This window comes from Staphylococcus sp. GDB20D11A (assembly GCF_016893255.1).
In the GTDB taxonomy this organism is placed as follows: Bacteria; Bacillota; Bacilli; order Staphylococcales; family Staphylococcaceae; genus Staphylococcus; species Staphylococcus aureus.
The window spans coordinates 81956-102650 of the sequence record NZ_JAFEPJ010000006.1; the positions used below are offsets into that span (position 1 = coordinate 81956).

Consider the following 20695-nt stretch of genomic DNA (forward strand, 5'->3'; position numbering starts at 1 on the left):
AGTATCCCTCCATTTCTTTTACAGTAATCTTGATTCTATTATAACATTATCGTGTTTTATATTAGTATACTTCATAAAGAAGTCTAATGATTCTATAATTTCATCTGTTAATTCTAAATCTTCAATATCTTTTAATGGGATCGCAATACCACCATTATTATATTCTTCAGTATATATGTGTATATGTGGCGTAGGTATTCTTTCATTATTTGGTGGATTTGCATGATCACTACCATTAACATCAAACCTAATCATATTAGAATTATAATTATTACTTCTTAGCAAAATAGTTAGGTTAAGTGGATTTCTACGACCACCTTTGTTAATAATTAGAGTGAATTTTTCTTTATCATCTATTATATGAAATAACTTATGCTTTGTTTGTTCCCCAATCATAGGTATATTTATTACATTATTTTCGAAAATCTTTATTTTATGTAGTAGGTTTTTATATAATTCTGTTTCCATTATGCATCCTCCAATAATAGAATTTCTTTTAAATGATGGATATAAATTTAATATAAGAATGAAATATAACCATGTATTTCTAACTTTTTATAGTAATTTACTATTTTTAAAACTATTAGAAAGAATTGTTCAATCATTTTTTCTCTCTCACAAAAAAAGTATTACAGCATTATTGAAGTACTTTTTACTCATTGGCAGTATATTTACCATATATGATTATATTATACGAAAATCTTCTAATAAAAAATATTATTTTATTAGGAGATTTTTCTCATCTTATCTTTTATTAATTGTAAATGGGCCATTACTTTTTTGGTTAACGATTATGTAAATATACGTATTGATTCAGTTATAACAGTATATGAAGTAATCATCTCCATTTAACGGACAATAGTTAATAATCAGTTAATTTTAAATTAAATTATTGATTATTTGTGATAATACAAACATTATTTTTTAAGATTTGATTAAAGTTCGTTTTGATTTTTATAGAGAAAAAGTTGAGTGTCGGCAATTTTATCATATTGTTCGAGTATAAAGGGAACTATTTAAATACAATGAAGGTTGCGCCAAAATGACCGGTTTTCAGCATCATAAATGAATAAATTGTGTCATTTTTAATATTTTATAGCATTTTATTTTTAATGAACAGTTAATTTTATAAATAAGTGAAATAATCTAAAATAAATTTGTATTAAAAATTTATATAGAAAGAAAGTGAAACTTATGTTTAAGAAAAAAATGTTAGCTGCAACTTTGTCAGTAGGACTGATTGCGCCTTTAGCATCTCCGATTCAAGAATCTAGAGCGAATACTAATATTGAAAATATTGGTGATGGTGCTGAAGTAATCAAACGTACGGAGGATGTAAGTAGTAAGAAATGGGGCGTTACTCAAAATGTTCAATTTGACTTTGTAAAAGATAAAAAATATAACAAAGACGCTTTAATTGTTAAAATGCAAGGTTTTATCAATTCCAGAACTTCATTTTCAGATGTGAAGGGTAGTGGATATGAATTAACTAAACGAATGATTTGGCCATTCCAATATAATATAGGACTGACGACTAAAGATCCAAATGTTAGCTTAATCAATTACCTTCCTAAAAATAAAATAGAAACTACTGATGTTGGTCAAACATTAGGATATAACATTGGAGGTAATTTCCAGTCAGCACCATCTATAGGTGGCAATGGCTCATTTAATTATTCTAAAACAATTAGTTATACCCAAAAGAGTTATGTCAGTGAAGTAGACAAGTAAAACTCAAAATCTGTTAAATGGGGTGTTAAAGCAAACGAATTTGTTACGCCTGATGGTAAAAAATCTGCGCATGATAGATATTTATTCGTACAAAGTCCAAATGGTCCGTCAGGTTCAGCACGAGAATATTTCGTGCCTGATAACCAATTGCCACCATTAGTTCAAAGTGGCTTTAACCCATCATTTATCACTACACTATCACATGAAAAAGGTTCAAGTGATACGAGTGAATTTGAAATTTCATATGGCAGAAACTTAGATATTACATATGCGACTTTATTCCCTAGAACTGGTATTTACGCAGAAAGAAAGCATAATGCATTTGTAAATAGAAACTTTGTAGTTAGATATGAAGTTAACTGGAAAACACACGAAATTAAAGTGAAAGGACATAATTAATATGAAAATGAAGAAATTAGTCAAATCATCAGTTGCTACATCAATTGCATTGCTTATGCTATCGAATACAGTTGATGCAGCTCAACATATTACACCTGTTAGCGAGAAAAAAGTAGACGATAAAATCACTTTATACAAAACGACAGCAACATCTGATAATGATAAATTGAATATTTCTCAAATTTTAACGTTTAATTTCATTAAGGATAAAAGTTATGACAAAGATACGTTAGTACTTAAGGCAGCCGGAAACGTTAATTCAGGTTATAAAAAGCCTAATCCAAAAGATTACGATTACTCACAGTTTTATTGGGGCGGTAAGTATAATGTTTCGGTTAGTTCAGAGTCAAATGATGCTGTAAATGTTGTTGACTATGCACCTAAAAATCAAAATGAAGAATTCCAAGTTCAACAAACATTAGGTTATTCTTATGGTGGAGATATTAATATATCTAACGGCCTATCAGGTGGATTGAATGGATCAAAATCATTTTCAGAAACGATAAATTATAAACAGGAAAGTTACAGAACTACGATTGATAGAAAAACAAATCATAAATCAATTGGCTGGGGTGTTGAGGCGCACAAAATTATGAATAATGGTTGGGGACCATATGGTAGAGATAGTTATGACCCAACATATGGTAATGAACTGTTTTTAGGTGGTAGACAAAGTAGTTCAAATGCTGGTCAAAATTTCTTGCCAACACATCAAATGCCTTTATTGGCGCGTGGTAACTTTAACCCAGAATTTATAAGCGTACTTTCTCATAAACAAAATGATACAAAAAAATCTAAAATCAAAGTAACTTACCAAAGAGAAATGGATAGATATACTAATCAATGGAATCGACTACACTGGATTGGTAATAACTACAAAAATCAAAATACAGTAACGTTTACATCTACTTATGAAGTTGACTGGCAAAACCATACTGTTAAATTAATCGGTACGGATTCTAAAGAAACTAATCCTGGAGTATAACTGTTAGAAATATAGGAAGTTAAACCCGAAATTTAAGAGTTAAACAAAAAATATTCACAACATATTATAAAATAGAAGTTACATTATTTGTTTAAACTTACAATAGTACCATAAAATTAATGACGATTTACAAATTAATAACAAATAATTATTATTAAATTCATTGATTTATTGTGTGGTAATGATTAATATGACAATTGAAGTGGGTCTTAACTTCAACTTTTAAATAGGGGGTTTTATCTATGGAAAAAGTTCTTGATTTAGACGTGCAAGTTAAAGGAAATAACAACACTAATGATTCAGCGGCTGACGAAAGAATAACTAGCCATTTTTTATGTAGCTTTGGTTGTGGAAAGACGGGTAGTTTTAACAGCTTCTGTTGTTAAGGGTACAGCAAATAGAGCCTGAGAAGGCTCTATTTGTCTTTTTAAATATATTAGGTGTTAAAAAGGGAAACAGTTTACTAATCGTCAGGTATTTTTATAATTAGCCTTCTATATTATCAGTTGAGTGTTTCAACACATTCTGACTTTGGTGATGGAAAGTTATACTTTTAGTTGTAATATAGTTTTCATGACTTCCTGTTAAATAAGTTAGGATTATGTAATTAGCCTCTATCTTTACATATAAGTAATGACAAGCTTTGGTTATTATATTGACCCTCTTAGAACATGTCATTTAAGAAAATAATCAAGTCATTGAAATTATATGTTTATATCCTCATCTTTAAAATAACTTCAATTATTATTTTCTAAATTTTGTATAAATAGAACAAAACTGCATAAATATCTATTAATTAATCTCAAGCAGCCATCTCCAAATTCGTAATAGTATTGATAGATAAAAATATCTAAGTATTTGTATAAATGAAATGATTAATCTATTAAAAAATTCATCAATAAATTTAAAATTATGAACTTAGATGTAAAATAATTAGTGAAAATAAATAGTAATAAAAAAACACAAAAATCTAAATGTCAAAATAGTATTGATAAATTAATAAGCGTTTACAAAAAATTCACAAAATATAATTATATAATTTATTGATTTGTTGTGTTAAAAGAGATAATATGACAATTGAAGTGGGCCTTAACTTCAACTTTTAATAGGAGGTATTATCTATGGAAAATGTTCTTGATTTAGACGTACAAGTAAAAGCGAAAAACGACACTTCTGATTCAGCGGGTGACGAACGTATTACTAGTTTCATTGGTTGTACTCCTGGTTGTGGTAAGACTGGTAGTTTTAATAGCTTCTGCTGTTAAGACTATAGCAAATAGAGCCTGAAAGGGCTCTATTTGTCTATTCAAATATGTGAGGTGCTTACAAATGAACACAATTTACGAACCGTCAAGTATTTGTATGATTAGAACACCTTTATTATCAGTTGAATTTTTCAATTTATTTTTAAATACTGAACAAATTAAATATAGCGACTTACAATTAAATGCTCAGATGAAAGAATCAATCCTAACAACAACATTTAACTTATATCGTACTTTACAAGAAATAAATTTTGATGGCGATAACAAGAAGGTTAGAGATGCTAAAGAAAGTTTATTAAAATATTTAATTAGAATGTCAACACGTCCAACGCCATTTGGATTATTAAGTGGTATTAATTTGGGCATTTTGTAAATGAACCAACACGTCTTAAAGTTGGAAATAGTATTCAAAAATATGTGAAAGTCGATGGCGAATGGTTGTATAAACTGATTAGTTATATTGAGAGTATTGATGAATATTATCAAAATTTGAAAGTTATTTGGAATAGTAAAGCACATATTATCAATGATCGAATATATTTAAATGAACAAAGTGCTATTTATTTGAATAACAATAAAGACACATCTTTTTCCATTAAAAATAGTGAATTACTCGTATTTATCAAAATCACTGTGACGAATAATAATATTACTTTTTCAAATTTAGCTGAAAAGATAAATCAAGAATTTGAAATTCATGATATTTCTAAAGTAAAAGCATATATTCATAATCTTGTCTCGAAGGAAATTATATATTCAACAATCAGACCACCGTTATCAAATAATGATAATTTAAATTATATTTTAACTAAACTTTCTTTACATAATGATAATTTTGTGAAAAAAATTAGAGAAATCCAGAAATTGATACTAGCTTATGAAAAAACAGAAATTGGATTTGGTGAGAAATTATATAAAGACATTATTCAGCATATGAAGGCACTATTCAAATGTAAAAATTATCTTCAAATTGATACCAAAATTGACATGATTAACAATCAATTACACCAAGATATAGCAACAAATATATCTGAAGCAGCGTACTTTTTGTGGCTTTTATCAAGAAATAATATTGGATTCACAGATTTGAAAGCTCTTCACAATCGTTTTATTGAAAAGTATGGATTTGAACAACTTGTTAATGTTAAAGATTTACTTTCGGATATCACAGGATTTGGAACATCGATTTATAATGAAGTTAAAGGCGACGAAAATAATATTGTAATGCTTAAGCAAAAATTTTTACATGCCTTGAGAAATAACGATGAGATAGTCATAAATGAAAAAGATGTAGAGACATTGATTAACGATAATGAAATCAATCATTATCATGCGCCAATGAGTGCAGATGTTTATGCTGAAATTTATTTAGGACGTTTTTACAATCAGTATAATGAACTCATTGTTATTAGTCCTATAACAGTTTCGTTAAATGCAGGAGCTACATTTGGGCGCTTTCATCATTTAATTGATACTGAAACTTTAGCAAAATTAGAACATGAAAAAGCGCATTATTATCAAAAGTCGATGCATGATGACAATGTAGAATTTGTTTCTATAAATAACATACCGAAATATCCGAGAAATCATAATGTATTAACTAATCATGACTCATACGAATATTCATTGAATTTAGGAAGTAGTAATAGTGATTCAAAGTATAAGCTTACCTTAGATGATATTTATGTTGGTGCTACCTTTAACAAATTATATTTATATTCTAGCCAACTAAATAAAAGGGTACTATTTGAATCAAACAATATGTATAACTTTTTAAAAGAAAGTAATTTATATCGATTGTTACGAGAAATTTCAATGGAATCTGTGAAATGCATTGAACCTATGAATGATGTGAGTATTGATTCATTTAGTTATTCACCACGAATCAGATATAAAAATGTCATTCTTAAACCAGCATATTGGAAAATTAACGAGATGGTATTACCTTTACCTAAAAATGAAGAATGGGATCAACAATTTTTGAAATATCAAGAACAATTCAATATACCTAACATCGTGAATTTAGTTTATGGAGATAACAAGCTTCTACTAAATTTATCATTAGCTAATCATAGATATTTATTGATGAAAGAATATAAGAAGCATAAACGTGTACGTTTAGTAGAATCATTTTTACCTCAATCAAAGAATGATCATGTGTATGAAATTGTTACACCAATTTATAAAAAATCATCTTATCGAGGACCCGAAATCGAAATTCCAAAATATAAAAATACAGATATTGAATATGACAAAGACTGGTTTGCATTACATATTCATATCGATAAGCCGTCGCAAGATACATTTATCATCGACAATTTGTATCCATTTGTAAAACATCTTAAAGATAAGGGAGATATAGATCAATATTTTTTAATGCGCTATATCAAACAAAGTGACATTTTAAAGTTGAGGTTATACAGGAATGACGAAAATTATAATGTAATATACAGTATCTTGAAAGATTGGTTATCATTTATTTGTCAAACGACAGAGGTTTCAGATTATGAAATTGTATCATATGAGCCAGAATTTTTTAGATATGGCGGTAAAAACACGATTGATGAAATAGAATCCTTTTTTGAATATGACTCGAATTTAGCTGTCAATATTATTGACAATGATTTTAAGTTTGAGCGACCATTTATTGTTGCTATTTCAATAATGTATTTATTTGAAATGTTGTCAATTTCTAATGAAGAGCGTATGGAAATTGTTAATAACTATGTACCTACCTCATATAAAAGCAAAGAGATTAGACCTTTTAAAAATGAACTCGTAACTATATGTAATCCTGAAAATAATTTCGAAAACATCGCCAAACACTATAGTGATATTTATCGAATTTTAAAAGATGACAACCAAATTTTGAGAAAATTAAATAAAGGTCTTAAACAACCTTTAGCTACGAAAAGGTCAAGGATTATTGGCAGTTTAATTCATATGCGTTGCAATCGAATATTTGGCGTTGATAAGGACCAAGAAAGATTTGTTTTATCTATTGTAAAAGAAATTGTTAAAACTCAAAAGTATTGGTGTGGTGATAAAAATGACTGATTTGAATCTAATTTTGAAGAAAAAGTTTCAAGAGATTTCAGAAGTAGATGATTTTATTTCAAAAGCATCAACTGAAACAGATTACTTTGAACCAGTAACATTATCACATGGCATTCCAGGTTTAATATTATTTTTAGATGCCTATCAAAAAGCATACAACACAAATACTGAACAAATCGTGCATAAGTATATCATGAAATTAGCACCATACTTACAAAAACATCAATATAATCATTCTCTATTTGGTGGACTTTCAGGAATTGCATTTTCAATGGATATAGCATCACAAAATGGCAGGAATTATCAAAATATATTAAATAATATTGATGAAGTCATTGTGAATGAAATAGAAAATAAAATGGATCAAATATTACAAGAACCATTAAATCCATTAAATTATGATACTATCAGTGGTTTAGCGGGGATAGGGCGATATTTATTAAATCGGGTAGACGCAAACGCCACAAATGTTAAAGCGTTAAAAAGTATATTAACATACTTTAAAGACATTCAATATTCTCAAAATAGCTGGGTAGTCCCACAAGAAAGTCAATTTTTAGAGTCTGATAAAAATTATTTTACTGAAGGTAATATCAATCTTGGCCTTGCACATGGAGTGCTAGGACCGATGTCTTTATTTGCATTATGCGTGATTAAAGGAATTACGATTGAAAATCATCAGCACATATTAAAAGACATGTACAAATTTATTGTGGATGAAAAATTTTGTTGCAATGATCGATGGTTGCAGCGTTACGATTTGATTTCTGAACGTAATCATTTCAATTATATTCGGAATGGCTGGTGTTATGGTAATACGGGTGTGATGACGACGTTATTTTTAATCGGCCAAGCATTACAAGATGATGAAATTATTCAAACGTCTAAAAAAGTGATGTTACAAGTTGTAAATGATAAGGAGAAAAATCTAATAAGTCCTACTATTTGTCATGGATTATCTTCACAAATATTAATGTTAACGACCATGAATTTGCATTTTGAATCAAATGTAGTTTCTGATTATATAAATGAATTAATAAATAAACTGATTTCTCATTATAAGGAAAATCATCTAGTGAATTTTATAGACATTAATGAGAATCAAGAAGGCGTATTTAAAAGTCAGAAAGTAGGTCTTTTAGAAGGAGAACTAGGAGTCTATTTAACATTGATAACATTGCAAAATACAAATATTCTCAATGAAAAAAATTGGACAAATGCGTTTTTAATCAGCTGAATGGAGGCGTATATTATGGGAAAAAATGTATTGATTTGTTTGTGTGGCTCAGTAAATAGTATCAACATTAGCCATTATATTATTGAATTGAAATCAAAATTTGATGAAGTAAATGTAATTGCATCAACGAATGGTAGAAAGTTTATTAACGGTGAAATATTAAAACAATTTTGTGATAACTATTATGACGAATTTGACAATCCTTTTTTAAATCATGTTGATATAGCAAATAAACATGACAAGATTATTATTTTACCTGCGACATCTAATACGATTAATAAAATAGCAAACGGTATATGTGACAATTTATTACTAACTATTTGTCATACAGCTTTTGAAAAACTCTCAATATTTCCAAATATGAATTTACGCATGTGGGAAAATCCAGTTACTCAAAATAATATTCGATTATTAAAAGATTATGGTGTATCAATATATCCAGTAAATATTTCAGAAAGTTATGAATTAGCGTCAAAAACATTTAAAAAGAATGTTGTCGCACCAGAACCATATAAAGTTCTGGAATTCATTTGAGATAAGAAGATGAAAACCATAAAGCGCGTGCTTAATAATTTAATAATATTGAGTCTTTTAATTTCTTTTACAATGAGTACTGCATCAGCGTCGGAAGAACAATATTACAGTGTTGAATACAAAAATACAGCAACATTTAACAAGTTAGTTAAAAAGAATGCCTTAAACGTTGTCTATAATATACCGGAATTACATGTGGCACAGATTAAAATGACGAAAACGCATGCTAATGCATTAGCAAACTATAAAAATGATATTAAATATATCAATGCCACATGTTCAACTTGTATTACTAGCGAGAAAACAATAGACAGAACATCAAATGAGTCATTATTTTCAAGACAATGGGATATGAATAAAATAACAAAAAATGGAGCATCGTATGATGATTTGCCAAAACATGCAAACACCAAAATAGCAATCATAGATACAGGTGTGATGCAAACCCATGACGATTTGAAAAATAATTTCTCGACTGATTCTAAAAATTTAGTACCTTTAAACGGCTTTAGAGGGACTGAACCGGAAGAAACAGGTGATGTTCGCGATGTCAATGATAGAAAAGGACATGGCACGATGGTGTCAGGTCAAACGAGTGCTAATGGTAGATTAATAGGTGTTGCACCGAATAATAAATTTACAATGTATCGCGTGTTTGGTAGTAAAAAAACAGAACTGCTTTGGGTATCAAAAGCGATTGTTCAAGCTGCAAATGATGGAAATCAAGTCATCAATATTAGTGTTGGTAGTTATACTGTTTTGGACAAAAATGACCATCAAACTTTTAGAAAAGATGAAAAAGTAGAATACGATGCGTTACAGAAAGCAATTAATTACGCCAAGAAGAAAAAATCTATCGTTGTTGCTGCAGCTGGTAACGATGGTATTGATGTCAATGACAAACAGAAACTAAATTTACAGCGTGAATATCAAGGTAATGGCGAAGTGAAAGATGTTCCTGCATCTATGGACAATGTCGTTACAGTAGGATCAACAGATCAAAATAGTAATCTATCTGAGTTTTCCAACTTTGGTATGAATTATACAGATATTGTTGCGCCCGGAGGATCATTTGCTTATTTAAAACAATTTGGTGAGGATAAATGGATGAATGAAGGGTATATGCATAAGGAGAACATTTTAACTACTGCCAATAACGGAAGATATATTTATCAAGCTGGAACTTCATTAGCCACACCTAAAGTTTCGGGAGTGCTAGCTTTAATCATTGATAAATATCATCTTGAAAAACATCCAGATAAAGCGATTGAATTGTTATATCAGCATGGGACATCTAAGAATAATAAACCATTTAGTAGGTATGGACATGGTGAGCTTGATGTGTATAAAGCATTAAATGTAACAAATCAAAAAGCAAGTTAATAAATCAAAGGAGTTTTTGATTATGGCAAAATTAGTTACTGAAAATATTTCGAAGCGGTTTAAAAATCAAGATGTATTAAAGCATATTAATATCACTTTAGAAAATAACGAAGTTTATGGATTACTTGGTATTAATGGAGCCGGTAAAACGACACTTATGAAAATTATATGTGGCATACTTCAACAAGATTCTGGAGAGATATTATTAGATAATCAACCGATGAAACGCAATGATTTACACAAAGTTGGTTCACTTATAGAAACACCGGCGACGTATAACCATTTAAGTGCACAAGATAATTTGAAAATCGTGTGTTTAAATGAAAGTGTAGATTTCAGTGAAATTAAAAATGTTTTAAGTTTAGTTAATTTAAATGTCGATAAAAAGAAAAAGGTTAAGGACTTTTCTTTAGGTATGAAACAAAGACTTGGAATTGCAATGGCATTAATTAAAAAGCCAGAAATTTTAGTATTAGACGAACCATCTAATGGTTTAGACCCATATGGAATACAAGAACTTAGAGAACTTCTAAAATTATTAACAGAACAAGGTACTAGTATCATTATCTCAAGTCACATTTTATCTGAAATCCAAGTTTTAGCAGATCATATCGGTATTATTCATGAAGGTGAGCTAAAATACCAGCAAAGAAATAACAAAGATGAAAACTTAGAAGACATATTCTTCAAAATAACGAAAGGAGATTACAAATGATACATTTAAAGATAGAAGGTATCAAATTTAAAAATTCTTTCAGTATGTATGTATTATTAATAAGTCCACTGGTATTTCTTTGTTTTGCTATTTTCACAGTTTTATTCGCCAAAAGTAATTCAGGAACAGCGAATAGTGTGTCACCATATATAACATTATTATTTAATATTTGGCCAATTGCATTCATTCCAATTGTATTATGTATGGCTTGTAATTCGTTATTTAAAATTGAAATGAGAAATAAATCATTTAATTATTACTTAAGTAATAATTGGTCAATTACAAAAGAAATAAGAACAAAGATTGCCATTTTATCATTAGCATTTTTGGTACATTGCTTTTTAGTATACATTATTGCTTATATAGGTGATCTTATTATTAATCCGCATCCGGTTAATGCTATGTTGTTATTGGTGACAATATTATTTATGTATGTTGTATCTCTACCATTGATACCGCTCAACTTTTTATTAACACGATACTTTGGGGTGTTCGTATCAATATTAATAAACTTAGTATTATCAGTCATTTGTGTCATATTTTTAACATTGAAAAGTTTATTTTGGGTGTTGCCATGGGCGATCATGCAGAGAATCCCGCTTGTAACGCTTGGCATATTACCTAATGGTTTAGTTGTAAATCATAACTCAAAATATTTTAATGATCTCAATGCCGTATATATTTCGATTATTATAAGCATCATTCTTTTCGCAATATTAACATTTTTAAATAATAAGAAAAGTTGGCGATTAAAATGATAATTAACGAATTAAAGTCATGTAAGTTGAAATTTTCTAAGCAAGCACTTACATTTGTACCTATTATTGTAACCATACTATTTATATTATTTATTAATTGGTATTTAAACGTGAATGAATGGAATGGTCGACAAATTAGTTTGTTTACAGCGAGTTTTAATGCAATTACATCACTATTAATTTCTATAAACGTCTATCAAGTTATCAATTTTGAAGAAAATATTGGTCACTTTAATCATATTTTAGGAAAAGCTAATAGGCTAAATTGGTTAAATGCATCAATGATTTTTACTTATACTAATACAGCCATATGTATTCTATTAGCATCAATTAATTTATTGTGGCATTCACATGATATGAAAATAACACTTATGTTTATAGGCGTATCATTGTTTTTCAATGTAATTATATTATTGCTACTTTTTATTTTTAGTATTTTCATTAAAGATGTAATGGCTATTGTTGTCGGAGTTTTAATGTTTATTTTTAACGTTTATTTTGGATTAGAAGTGCTTGGAGATCATTCGTGGTTCTATTTACCAATCACATATGCTACACGTTACGTTTATATGTTTATCGAAGGGAGTATACCAATTACATTAACATTGGCGATCTATATTATTATCACGTTGCTATTAGCAGTTTTACTCTTTAAAGGATTTAATAAATGGAGCGGTAGAACAATTAAAGATTAAAGATTGGGGCGCTAATGGTAAAAGAAATTTAGTTGCGTTTAAAAGGGAGGAAAAAGAACAGATAAATATGAATACAAAATAATTTTGTATTCGGACAACAGGGGTATTAGACGCGATTGACAATGTCTGGTTAATTAAACGTAATGTTTATTTAAGCGATGAATATTAGGTGCAAAGTTTTTGAATTTGAATGTAATTGAGGTTTATTGATTAGACATTTTATTGAATTGCGTGTTATTATATAAATATAAAAATAAGACGACATGCGCGAACATGTCGTCTAAGCAAGCCAAACGCTGGCTTCTAAAATATTTTTTTAACCATTCCAACTTGCCAAAGTTAATGCGGAATGGTTTTTTTATTTTCCGCTATTTGAAATAAAAATGACGTTTTAATTTATTATGGGCTAGGTGGTTTGTAAGAAAGGGTTAGTTATTAAGGTTTTATGAATTAAGGAAATTTGAGTTTAAGGTTTATTCAATTGTGATTTTGTTGATGAAGCGTTTTTCAAGGTTGATATCATTTGAATTGGTCAATTTTTCTCCAACCACTCCTGAAACTGTTGTGCTATTACTGTGGATTGTAACTTTTTGACCTTTTGTAATTAAACCTTTAGATTCAAGTTTTTCAGTAAGAGTATTCCAAGTGGTGTTTCCATTTAAAACTTTATTGAAATCTTCTTCTCCTACATTTTGTCTAGTTATATTTATATTATTTAACTTTGAAAAGTTACTTGGTGTTGAAAACACATCACCAGTTTGATTACCAGTTGATTCAACACTATTAGATTGACCTGTACCATTGCTATAAGTTACTTTAACTGACTCGCCATTGTTACCACTAATAATCTGTGAATCAATTAAAGAATCTTTAACTTTTTTCCACAATTGACCTTCTGTCATATTTTCTTCTGCTTTAGCTGTTTTAACAACTTTATTTGTATCTAATCCTAAATATGAAGAATGTAAGCCTGTTCCTAATGTTGTTAATACTAAAGCACTTGCTACTAATGTTTTACCTAAAAATTTTGTATTCATTTTAATTGCTCCTTTTTTTATATTACAAACGTTTACAATGCAAATATAATAATATTTTTTTAAAAGAACAATTAACTAAACATCAAAAATGTATTAACTATCTATTAAATAAAAAATAGAATAATTTTTTAACATCGTTTTGTTGTTTTGAATTATAAAAATTAAAGTAAAAATGTTGGGAATGAAAAATTGTTGGTGAGAATTTTGAGATGTAGATAAGTATCAAACTAGTCTATAGGTAAAAATTTATAATTAATTTGAAAAGAATGTCTCAAATAATGTTTGAATTAGCAGGTGTCATACTTAGTAATATTAAGTAAACATTTTATACTTTATCAGAACAAAAAAAGACATGCATCAACATGTCAATGAACATAATACATATTATCTTAACAACGAAATTGAATCAAATTTGAAAAATGTATTTACAAATCGCAACTACTCTATCCAAGTCAAAATCGCAAAATCTGATCCCCGAAATAACATATCTCGAAAAAAATTCCATAATTCAATCATCTTCAATAATTAACAATACATTACTAGTTCCAAATATACTAATACATGCATGTTTCATTGATTGACTGCATATTGTCATAAATAATAGGGGAACTAATCGCTAATAATATAGTTAAACACAATACATAATAAAGTGAAAGATTATAAACACATGAATTGTTCACCATTCCGCCATAAATATTCAATCACCTAATTTCCGAATAAATATTACAATTTCAGTTCTATAATTAATATTTAAGACCAAAATAATCCTGATAAGTCAATTTTAATTGCGTGATATTGAGTTTTAAGCATATTTAAATAAATGAGTCAATTCATGTATATGAATTTAATAAAATGTTAATAAGTAGTTAATTAATATTTAATTAATATTTTTATATAAAATGTATATAGTAAATGTTTATCTAGATACATTAACTATAAAAATAAATTTGAAAGGAGGTAAAATATGAATAAAAATGTAATCGTTAAAGGTTTAACTGCTTTAACTATTTTAACATCTCTTGGTTTCGCTGAAAATATTTCTGATCAGCCTCATTCAATTGCCAAAGCAGAAAAGAATGTCAAAGAAATTACCGATGCAACTAAGGCAACATACAATTCAGTGGTAGCATTTGCGGGTGGTACTGGTGTAGTTGTTGGAAAAATACAATCGTAACTAACAAACATATCGCTAAAAGTAATAATATTTTTAAAAATAGAGTATCAGCACATCATTCGAGTAAAGGTAAAGGCGGAGGAAACTACGACGTTAAAGACATTGTAGAATATCCCGGAAAAGAAGACCTTGCGATAGTTCATGTTCATGAAACAAGTACAGAAGGTTTGAATTTTAATAAGAACGTTAGTTATACAAAATTTGCAGACGGAGCAAAAGCGAAAGATAGAATTTCTGTTATTGGTTATCCAAAGGGTGCACAAACAAAATATAAAATGTTTGAATCAACTGGAACGATTAATCATATCAATGGAACATTTATGGAATTTGATGCGTATGCACAACCAGGGAACTCTGGATCACCTGTATTGAATTCTAAAAATGAACTGATTGGTATTTTATATGCAGGTAGTGGAAAAGATGAATCTGAAAAGAATTTTGGTGTCTATTTCACACCACAATTAAAAGAATTTATTCAAAATAATATTGAAAAATAAGTATCATCAATTCATTCGTGAAGTTGATTTTTTAAAGAGTGTTTAAGAAAACGGTTACATAATTAACTAAATATACTGAATTATGTATCTAGATATCAAAATAATTAAAAAAGAGGAACTTAAAATGAACAAAAACGTAGTCATCAAGAGTTTAGCAGCTTTAACAATTTTAACATCTGTAACAGGTATTGGAGCAACATTGGTTGAGGAAGTTCAACAAACTGCCAAAGCAGAAAATAATGTCACAAAAATTAAAGATACTAATATTTTTCCATATACTGGTGTAGTTGCTTTTAATAGTGCAACCGGATTTGTAATTGGAAAGAATACTATTTTAACAAATAAACATGTGGCGAAAAATTACAAAGTTGGCGATCGTATTACTGCACATCCAAATAGTGATAAAAGTAATGGTGGTATTTATTCGATTAAAAAGATTATTAATTATCCAGGTAAAGAAGATGTATCAGTCATTCAAGTTGAAGAGCGTGCAATAGAACGTGGACCAAAAGGATTTAATTTTAATGATAATGTAACGCCATTCAAATATGCAGCAGGGGCTAAAGCTGGTGACCGAATTAAAGTGATCGGTTATCCACACCCATACAAAAATAAATATGTTTTACATGAGTCAACTGGTCCTGTGATGTCAGTAGAAGGTAGCAGCATTGTATATTCAGCGCATACTGAAAGCGGAAACTCTGGATCACCTGTATTAAACAGCAACAACGAATTAGTTGGTATTCATTTTGCTTCTGATGTAAAAAATGATGATAACAGAAATGCATATGGCGTCTACTTTACACCAGAAATTAAGAAATTCATTGCAGAAAACATAGATAAATAAACAAATTGACTTTAAACGAGCGTTGCAACATATCTCGAATTGTAAAGGAGCTTGAAAATGAATAAAAATATAGTCATTAAAAGCATGGCAGCATTAGCCATTCTAACCTCAGTAACTGGAATAAATGCTGCAGTCGTTGATGAGACACAACAAATAGCAAATGCAGAGAAGAATGTTACGCAAGTTAAAGATACAAACGTTTTTCCATATAATGGCGTCGTTTCATTTAAAGATGCGACAGGTTTTGTAATTGGAAAAAATACAATTATCACTAATAAACATGTATCGAAAGATTACAAAGTGGGTGATCGAATTACCGCGCACCCAAATGGCGACAAAGGCAACGGTGGCATTTATAAAATTAAAAATATTTCTGATTATCCAGGTAATGAGGATATATCAGTAATAAACGTTGAAGAAAATGCTGTTGAACGTGGAGCAAATGGTTATAATTTTAACGAAAATGTACAAGCTTTTAAATTTGCCAAAGATGCAAAAGTTAACGACAAAATTAAAGTTATTGGATACCCTTTACCAGCTCAAAATACATTCAAACAATTTGAATCAACTGGAACTGTAAAAAGTATTAAAGATAATAATTTAAATTTTGATGCATATATCGAGCCTGGAAATTCAGGATCTCCAGTTTTAAATTCAAATAATGAAGTCGTAGGAGTTGTTTATGGAGGTATTGGAAAAATCGGATCAGAATACAATGGTGCAGTTTATTTTACGCCTCAAATCAAAGAATTTATTCAAAAGCACATTGAACAATAAACATATTTAAATTTACACCAAGAACATGTTGTTCAATGATTTTAATGAAAAAACATCGGTGAATATAACATAAAAAAACAAACGTCTATATCAAAAGCATCATGAATAAACAGAGGAGCACAAAAATGAATAAAAATATAATCATCAAAAGTATTGCAGCATTGACGATTTTAACATCAATGACTGGTGTCGGCACAACAATAATTGAGGGTGTTCAACAAACAGCCAAAGCAGAAAATAGTGTGAAATTAATTACCAATACGAATGTTGCACCATACAGTGGTGTTACATGGATGGGCGCAGGAACAGGCTTTGTAGTTGGAAATCATACAATCATTACCAATAAACATGTGACTTATCACATGAAAGTCGGTGATGAAATTAAAGCTCATCCTAATGGTTTTTATAATAACGGTGGTGGACTTTATAAAGTTACTAAGATTGTAGATTATCCTGGTAAAGAAGATATTGCGGTTGTACAAGTTGAAGAAAAATCAACACAACCAAAAGGTAGAAAATTCAAAGATTTCACTAGCAAATTTAATATAGCATCAGAGGCTAAAGAAAATGAATCTATATCAATCATTGGTTATCCAAATCCTAATGGAAATAAACTACAAATGTATGAATCAACTGGTAAAGTACTATCAGTGAATGGAAATATAGTGACATCTGATGCGGTTGTCCAACCTGGCAGCTCTGGTTCACCTATATTAAATAGTAAGCGAGAAGCAATTGGTGTTATGTATGCTAGTGATAAACCAACAGGTGAAAGTACAAGGTCATTTGCTGTTTATTTTTCTCCTGAAATTAAGAAATTCATTGCAGATAATTTAGATAAATAAATCATCCATCCGTACTTTGATAAATGATTTTTAGAAATTAACAACAATATCAACAATTCAAATCATATCTCTGTGATTCTATTTATTCGAAATGATTTTAAAAAATAAAACTTCAAAAACCTAACCTTATATTAATACGAATACTTAGAGGAGCAGAAAAATGAATAAAAATATAATCATCAAAAGTATTGCAGCATTAACTATTTTAACATCAGTGACTGGTGTCGGCACAACAATGGTTGAAGGGATTCAACAAACGGCTAAAGCCGAACATAATGTGAAACTAATCAAAAATACTAATGTAGCACCATACAATGGTATCGTTTCGATAGGATCTGGAACAGGGTTCATTGTCGGTAAAAATACAATTGTTACCAACAAGCATGTCGTTGCAGGTATGGAAATTGGCGCACATATTATTGCGCATCCGAATGGTGAATATAATAATGGCGGATTTTATAAAGTTAAAAAAATTGTCCGTTATTCAGGTCAAGAAGATATTGCCATTCTACATGTGGAAGATAAAGCTGTTCATCCAAAAAACAGGAATTTTAAAGATTACACAGGCATTTTAAAAATAGCATCAGAAGCGAAAGAAAATGAACGCATTTCAATTGTTGGCTATCCAGAACCATATATAAATAAATTTCAAATGTATGAATCAACAGGAAAAGTGTTGACAGTTAAAGACAACATGATTATTACTGATGCTTTCGTAGAACCAGGCAACTCAGGTTCAGCTGTATTTAACAGTAAATACGAAGTTGTAGGTGTTCACTTTGGTGGTAACGGCCCTGCAAATAAAAGTACAAAAGGATATGGTGTTTATTTCTCTCCTGAAATCAAGAAATTCATCGCAGATAACACAGATAAATAAATCCTTACATAGATAAATGATTTTAAAAATTAACAACAAAATCAACAATTCAAATCATCTCAGTGATTCTATTTATTCGAAATGATTAAAAAAATAAAACTTCAAAAACTTAACCTTATATTAATACGAATACTTAGAGGAGCACAAAAATGAATAAAAATATTATCATCAAAAGTATTGCGGCATTGACGATTTTAACATCAGTGACTGGTGTCGGCACAACAATAATTGAGGGTATTCAACAAACGGCCAAAGCAGAAAATAGTGTGAAATTAATTACCAACACGAATGTTGCACCATACAGTGGTGTTACATGGATGGGCGCAGGAACAGGCTTTGTAGTTGGAAATCATACAATCATTACTAATAAACATGTTACTTATCACATGAAAGTCGGTGATGAAATTAAAGCTCATCCTAATGGTTTTTATAATAACGGTGGTGGACTTTATAAAGTTACTAAGATTGTAGACTATCCTGGTAAAGAAGATATTGCGGTCGTACAAGTTGAAGAAAAATCAACACAACCAAAAGGTAGAAAATTCAAAGATTTCACTAGCAAATTTAAAATAGCATCAGAAGCTAAAGAAAGTGAACCTATATCTGTTATTGGTTATCCAAATCCTAATGGAAATAAACTACAAATGTATGAATCAACTGGTAAAGTATTATCAGTGAATGGAAATATAGTGACATCGGATGCAATTATCCAGCCTGGTAGCTCTGGTTCACCTATATTAAATAGTAAGCGAGAAGCAATTGGCGTAATTTTTGCTGGTAATACTCCATCAGGTGAAAGTAAAAGAGGATTTGCTGTTTATTTTTCTCCTGAAATTAAGAAATTCATTGCAGATAATTTAGATAAATAATTAAAACTTAGACATTCACCCAATCCTGACAAAATATACTATAACTAACATTTATTAATATATATTGCATTATTTAATATGCATCAAAGCCAATCAATGATTGATTTTCACCAACTCAATTGTTGATTGGTTTTATTTATGTAAGAATGAACAGCTTTTTGACATCATTGAGAATATAAATGATTTTGAAATCATTTGAAAGCTACAACATTTCCTTAAAATTTTTCAATAACAATTGCGCCACTAAAACTCAAAAATTTCCACCACCAACATCAAAATTCTCAACATCGCAACAACACCAAATGTTATAATAAATCTATTACACAAAGAGATAAATTACTTATTCAAAGGCGGAGGAATCACATGTCTATTACTGAAAAACAACGTCAGCAACAAGCTGAATTACATAAAAAATTATGGTCGATTGCGAATGATTTAAGAGGGAACATGGATGCGAGTGAATTCCGTAATTACATTTTAGGCTTGATTTTCTATCGCTTCTTATCTGAAAAAGCCGAACAAGAATATGCAGATGCCTTGTCAGGTGAAGACATCACGTATCAAGAAGCATGGGCAGATGGAGAATATCGTGAAGACTTAAAAGCAGAATTAATTGATCAAGTCGGTTACTTCATTGAGCCACAAGATTTATTCAGTGCGATGATTCGTGAAATTGAAACGCAAGATTTCGATATCGAACACCTGGCGACGGCAATTCGTAAAGTTGAAACTTCAACACTAGGTGAAGAAAGTGAAAATGACTTTATCGGACTGTTCAGCGATATGGACCTAAGTTCAACGCGTTTAGGTAACAATGTCAAAGAACGTACTGCGTTAATTTCCAAAGTCATGGTTAACCTTGACGATTTACCATTTGTTCATAGTGATATGGAAATTGATATGTTAGGTGATGCATATGAATTCCTAATCGGGCGCTTTGCGGCGACAGCAGGTAAAAAAGCAGGCGAGTTCTATACACCACAACAAGTATCTAAGATACTGGCGAAGATTGT

The 20695-nt window shown here is 29.5% G+C and carries 17 protein-coding genes and 4 pseudogenes; 19 read left to right on the forward strand and 2 right to left on the reverse strand.

Annotated elements, in window-relative coordinates; genetic code table 11:
• Window positions 1-18: 18 nt before the first annotated feature.
• Window positions 19-468 carry a DUF6978 family protein gene (locus JV528_RS14890; protein WP_000447125.1) on the reverse strand — a complete coding sequence of 150 codons (450 nt, stop codon included), beginning with the start codon at window positions 466-468 and terminating at the stop codon, window positions 19-21.
• 726 nt (window positions 469-1194) lie between these two features.
• On the opposite strand from JV528_RS14890, the pseudogene lukE reads away from it, so the two are divergent.
• From lukE to JV528_RS05080, 11 genes and pseudogenes are all read left to right on the forward strand, one after another.
• Window positions 1195-2130: pseudogene (gene lukE, locus JV528_RS05030) on the forward strand (bi-component leukocidin LukED subunit E).
• A gap of 1 nt (window position 2131) precedes the next feature.
• Window positions 2132-3115 (forward strand): leukocidin/hemolysin toxin family protein, encoded by a 984-nt coding sequence (locus JV528_RS05035; RefSeq protein ID WP_000782475.1) that lies wholly within the window; start codon window positions 2132-2134, stop codon window positions 3113-3115.
• A gap of 242 nt (window positions 3116-3357) precedes the next feature.
• Complete coding sequence (locus JV528_RS05040) at window positions 3358-3501, forward strand: gallidermin/nisin family lantibiotic (RefSeq protein WP_000416757.1); 144 nt, start codon at window positions 3358-3360, stop codon at window positions 3499-3501.
• 735 nt (window positions 3502-4236) lie between these two features.
• A complete protein-coding gene (locus tag JV528_RS05045; RefSeq protein ID WP_000432510.1) occupies window positions 4237-4380 on the forward strand; it encodes a gallidermin/nisin family lantibiotic in 144 nt (47 codons plus the stop codon).
• A 64-nt stretch (window positions 4381-4444) separates the two neighbouring features.
• A pseudogene (locus JV528_RS05050) lies at window positions 4445-7437 on the forward strand (lantibiotic dehydratase).
• On the forward strand, window positions 7430-8674 hold the full coding sequence (locus JV528_RS05055) for a lanthionine synthetase C family protein (RefSeq protein ID WP_000130810.1): 1245 nt from the start codon (window positions 7430-7432) through the stop codon (window positions 8672-8674). The pseudogene JV528_RS05050 and the gene JV528_RS05055 overlap by 8 nt, the downstream one beginning before the upstream one ends.
• 15 nt (window positions 8675-8689) lie before the next feature.
• Window positions 8690-9208: a flavoprotein gene (locus JV528_RS05060; RefSeq protein ID WP_000517786.1), complete on the forward strand. Its 519-nt coding sequence runs from the start codon at window positions 8690-8692 to the stop codon at window positions 9206-9208.
• A gap of 9 nt (window positions 9209-9217) precedes the next feature.
• Window positions 9218-10591, forward strand: coding sequence for a S8 family peptidase (locus tag JV528_RS05065; RefSeq protein ID WP_000849076.1), 1374 nt, complete (start codon window positions 9218-9220; stop codon window positions 10589-10591).
• Between the two features lie 22 nt (window positions 10592-10613).
• Window positions 10614-11306 (forward strand): lantibiotic protection ABC transporter ATP-binding subunit, encoded by a 693-nt coding sequence (locus JV528_RS05070; protein WP_001096793.1) that lies wholly within the window; start codon window positions 10614-10616, stop codon window positions 11304-11306.
• Window positions 11303-12064: a lantibiotic immunity ABC transporter MutE/EpiE family permease subunit gene (locus JV528_RS05075; protein WP_000581548.1), complete on the forward strand. Its 762-nt coding sequence runs from the start codon at window positions 11303-11305 to the stop codon at window positions 12062-12064. The genes JV528_RS05070 and JV528_RS05075 overlap by 4 nt, the downstream gene beginning before the upstream one ends.
• Window positions 12061-12759 (forward strand): BsaG family lantibiotic immunity ABC transporter permease subunit, encoded by a 699-nt coding sequence (locus JV528_RS05080; RefSeq protein WP_000586137.1) that lies wholly within the window; start codon window positions 12061-12063, stop codon window positions 12757-12759. Before JV528_RS05075 ends, JV528_RS05080 begins: the two co-directional genes overlap by 4 nt.
• Before the next feature lie 473 nt (window positions 12760-13232).
• On the opposite strand, the gene JV528_RS05085 is transcribed toward JV528_RS05080, so the two are convergent.
• Complete coding sequence (locus tag JV528_RS05085; RefSeq protein WP_001092775.1) at window positions 13233-13796, reverse strand: DUF4888 domain-containing protein; 564 nt, start codon at window positions 13794-13796, stop codon at window positions 13233-13235.
• A 964-nt stretch (window positions 13797-14760) separates the two neighbouring features.
• Here JV528_RS05085 and splA point away from each other — a divergent pair.
• The 8 genes and pseudogenes from splA to JV528_RS05130 form a co-directional block, all read left to right on the forward strand.
• Window positions 14761-15467, forward strand: a pseudogene (gene splA, locus JV528_RS05090) (serine protease SplA).
• A gap of 124 nt (window positions 15468-15591) precedes the next feature.
• Window positions 15592-16314: a serine protease SplB gene (splB, locus tag JV528_RS05095; RefSeq protein ID WP_001039441.1), complete on the forward strand. Its 723-nt coding sequence runs from the start codon at window positions 15592-15594 to the stop codon at window positions 16312-16314.
• 57 nt (window positions 16315-16371) lie between these two features.
• Window positions 16372-17091, forward strand: coding sequence for a trypsin-like serine peptidase (locus tag JV528_RS05100; RefSeq protein WP_001038862.1), 720 nt, complete (start codon window positions 16372-16374; stop codon window positions 17089-17091).
• Window positions 17092-17216: 125 nt separating this feature from the next.
• Window positions 17217-17936 (forward strand): serine protease SplD, encoded by a 720-nt coding sequence (gene splD / locus JV528_RS05105; protein ID WP_196931723.1) that lies wholly within the window; start codon window positions 17217-17219, stop codon window positions 17934-17936.
• Window positions 17937-18096: 160 nt separating this feature from the next.
• Complete coding sequence (gene splE / locus JV528_RS05115) at window positions 18097-18813, forward strand: serine protease SplE (RefSeq protein ID WP_196931722.1); 717 nt, start codon at window positions 18097-18099, stop codon at window positions 18811-18813.
• A 149-nt stretch (window positions 18814-18962) separates the two neighbouring features.
• Window positions 18963-19682, forward strand: coding sequence for a trypsin-like serine peptidase (locus tag JV528_RS05120; protein ID WP_044122215.1), 720 nt, complete (start codon window positions 18963-18965; stop codon window positions 19680-19682).
• Between the two features lie 64 nt (window positions 19683-19746).
• Window positions 19747-19881: pseudogene (locus JV528_RS05125) on the forward strand (hypothetical protein).
• A 164-nt stretch (window positions 19882-20045) separates the two neighbouring features.
• Window positions 20046-20695: type I restriction-modification system subunit M N-terminal domain-containing protein (locus JV528_RS05130; protein ID WP_204177754.1), on the forward strand; the 650-nt coding region annotated here is incomplete at its 3' end.

What these genes read in the sequence shown, in the direction of transcription:
- JV528_RS05045 (WP_000432510.1), top strand. Translation starts at nt 4,237, where the DNA reads ATGGAAAATGTTCTTGATTTAGACGTACAAGTAAAAGCGAAAAACGAC.
- JV528_RS05065 (WP_000849076.1), top strand. Translation starts at nt 9,218, where the DNA reads ATGAAAACCATAAAGCGCGTGCTTAATAATTTAATAATATTGAGTCTT.
- JV528_RS05075 (WP_000581548.1), top strand. Translation starts at nt 11,303, where the DNA reads ATGATACATTTAAAGATAGAAGGTATCAAATTTAAAAATTCTTTCAGT.
- JV528_RS05070 (WP_001096793.1), top strand. Translation starts at nt 10,614, where the DNA reads ATGGCAAAATTAGTTACTGAAAATATTTCGAAGCGGTTTAAAAATCAA.
- JV528_RS05040 (WP_000416757.1), top strand. Translation starts at nt 3,358, where the DNA reads ATGGAAAAAGTTCTTGATTTAGACGTGCAAGTTAAAGGAAATAACAAC.
- splE (WP_196931722.1), top strand. Translation starts at nt 18,097, where the DNA reads ATGAATAAAAATATAATCATCAAAAGTATTGCAGCATTAACTATTTTA.
- splB (WP_001039441.1), top strand. Translation starts at nt 15,592, where the DNA reads ATGAACAAAAACGTAGTCATCAAGAGTTTAGCAGCTTTAACAATTTTA.
- JV528_RS05120 (WP_044122215.1), top strand. Translation starts at nt 18,963, where the DNA reads ATGAATAAAAATATTATCATCAAAAGTATTGCGGCATTGACGATTTTA.
- JV528_RS05085 (WP_001092775.1), bottom strand. Translation starts at nt 13,796, where the DNA reads ATGAATACAAAATTTTTAGGTAAAACATTAGTAGCAAGTGCTTTAGTA.
- JV528_RS05100 (WP_001038862.1), top strand. Translation starts at nt 16,372, where the DNA reads ATGAATAAAAATATAGTCATTAAAAGCATGGCAGCATTAGCCATTCTA.
- JV528_RS05060 (WP_000517786.1), top strand. Translation starts at nt 8,690, where the DNA reads ATGGGAAAAAATGTATTGATTTGTTTGTGTGGCTCAGTAAATAGTATC.
- JV528_RS05080 (WP_000586137.1), top strand. Translation starts at nt 12,061, where the DNA reads ATGATAATTAACGAATTAAAGTCATGTAAGTTGAAATTTTCTAAGCAA.
- splD (WP_196931723.1), top strand. Translation starts at nt 17,217, where the DNA reads ATGAATAAAAATATAATCATCAAAAGTATTGCAGCATTGACGATTTTA.
- JV528_RS05055 (WP_000130810.1), top strand. Translation starts at nt 7,430, where the DNA reads ATGACTGATTTGAATCTAATTTTGAAGAAAAAGTTTCAAGAGATTTCA.
- JV528_RS05035 (WP_000782475.1), top strand. Translation starts at nt 2,132, where the DNA reads ATGAAAATGAAGAAATTAGTCAAATCATCAGTTGCTACATCAATTGCA.
- JV528_RS14890 (WP_000447125.1), bottom strand. Translation starts at nt 468, where the DNA reads ATGGAAACAGAATTATATAAAAACCTACTACATAAAATAAAGATTTTC.